Consider the following 1589-nt stretch of genomic DNA (forward strand, 5'->3'; position numbering starts at 1 on the left):
TCGGTCACATCGAAGCGCGCCACATCCGAGTTCTACCAGCCACGACCAGCCCGCCACCGACCCTCACCAAGATCCGAACCCCAAACAGCTCCTAGTGCCAGTGCAAGTGCGGGCCTTCACCCCGGCCACGACCGAGCAGGGCGACTTTCGCGGTATCCCTGACCTGGTGCGGCGGGACTTCACCGCCGAGCGGCCGGGAGTGAAGCTGGTCGGCGACGTCACCTACATCCCCACTTGGGAGGGCTTCCTCTACCTGGCCACGGTGATCGACTGCCACAGCAAGGCCGTCGTCGGCTGGGCGGTGGCCGACCACTACCGGACCGAACTGGTCGCCCAGGCCATCCACAACGCCGCCTGCACCATCGCCATCGAGCCGGATGCGATCTTCCACACCGACCGCGGTTCGAGTACACCGCGGCCCGCTACAAGGACCTGTGCCGGCGCCTGGGCGTGGTCCAGTCGATGGGCCAGGTCGGATGCGCGCTCGACAACGCGGCAGCCGAAGCACTCAACAGCACCCTCAAGGTCGAATACGTCCACCGCCACCGGTTCCGCGCCCAGGCCGAGGCCCGCCTGAAGATTGCGACCTGGATCGCGGACTTCTACAACACCACCCGGCGGCACAGTGCCAACGACGGCTTGGCGCCCATCACATTCGAACGTCACATGATCGAGAAGAGAACAGCCTCATCGGCCCTGCTGAGGACCGCTGTGACATAGGACCGTCTCCACGCTTTCAGGGGATTGACAGAACCTCGCAATCGCAGATCAGGCGGCGAAAGAGCATCAGCCGACCGAGGGTGCGCTCGGCGACGTCGAACTCGGGCAACTTCGGCAATCAACTGACATGCGAACCATGCGTGACGTATGTTCACCGCATGGAACCAATCCCGAGTCCCGTTCACGGTGTGGCACTCATGTTCGGAGTCCTGCCCGCGGTGCTCGTGGCCGTCGTTTTGGTTCTCCTGTTCTCCTTCGAGCGCTCATTGGCCAGGCTGATCAATCCCGCCTCGACGGCGCACGCGTTGAGCGAGTTTCTTCGCAGGTAGGTCGGCGTAGCCGGCCTGCCTTGTGCACCCCTGTCCCTGGAGTGCCCCGGGCAGCAATTCGCGCTTGCCCTTGCACACCAGGCTCTCCGCTTGGAGCGCCCGCTCGACGGAGGACATCGTTCATGTCACTGCTCGCTCTGGCAACTCTCATTACCTGGCTAGTCGGTCTCGGCTTGGCCGTGGGCATTTTCGGGGCGTTCCTGGAGGCAACGAAGGATCAGGCAGGTCCCTCCTGCGGTATCTGCCCCGCTTCCCCCAAGCGCTCAGGCTCGGAGCTTGTGCGCTGGTGGTTGCGTTCGGATTGGCGGACGTGGGCGATCTTCGCCCCGCCGCTGATTACCGCGACCATCAACGTCGCGGAGACGCAGGGCTGGGGATCCGCCGTGTGGTTGATCGCCGGGCTGACAGCGCTCGATGAACTGATCCAACGAATCCGTAGACACCTCTAGGAGCTGTTTGGGGTTCGGATCTTGGTGAGGGTCGGTGGCGGGCTGGTCGTGGCTGGTAGAACTCGGATGTGGCGCGCTTCGATGTGACCGA

General features: G+C 64.1%; 4 protein-coding genes. All 4 read left to right on the forward strand.

Annotated features, from left to right (window positions below):
* Positions 1 to 94: 94 nt before the first annotated feature.
* The 4 genes from ACIBI9_RS67840 to ACIBI9_RS67855 all read left to right on the forward strand — a co-directional run bounded on the left by ACIBI9_RS67840 (position 95) and on the right by ACIBI9_RS67855 (position 1498).
* A complete protein-coding gene (locus tag ACIBI9_RS67840) occupies positions 95 to 577 on the forward strand; it encodes a DDE-type integrase/transposase/recombinase (RefSeq protein WP_397239679.1) in 483 nt (160 codons plus the stop codon).
* Positions 463 to 720: an integrase core domain-containing protein gene (locus ACIBI9_RS67845; protein ID WP_397239681.1), complete on the forward strand. Its 258-nt coding sequence runs from the start codon at positions 463 to 465 to the stop codon at positions 718 to 720. The genes ACIBI9_RS67840 and ACIBI9_RS67845 overlap by 115 nt, the downstream gene beginning before the upstream one ends.
* Positions 721 to 917: 197 nt before the next feature.
* Complete coding sequence (locus tag ACIBI9_RS67850) at positions 918 to 1049, forward strand: hypothetical protein (protein ID WP_397239683.1); 132 nt, start codon at positions 918 to 920, stop codon at positions 1047 to 1049.
* Positions 1050 to 1171: 122 nt separating this feature from the next.
* Entirely contained in the window at positions 1172 to 1498 is a 327-nt protein-coding gene (locus ACIBI9_RS67855; protein ID WP_397239685.1) for a hypothetical protein, read from the forward strand.
* Positions 1499 to 1589: the final 91 nt, after the last annotated feature.

The sequence above is a fragment of the Nonomuraea sp. NPDC050451 genome, assembly GCF_044458585.1.

Excerpts from the sequence above, each read along its gene's own strand:
- ACIBI9_RS67845 (WP_397239681.1), top strand. The coding sequence starts at position 463 with ATGGGCCAGGTCGGATGCGCGCTCGACAACGCGGCAGCCGAAGCACTC.
- ACIBI9_RS67850 (WP_397239683.1), top strand. The coding sequence starts at position 918 with ATGTTCGGAGTCCTGCCCGCGGTGCTCGTGGCCGTCGTTTTGGTTCTC.
- ACIBI9_RS67855 (WP_397239685.1), top strand. The coding sequence starts at position 1,172 with ATGTCACTGCTCGCTCTGGCAACTCTCATTACCTGGCTAGTCGGTCTC.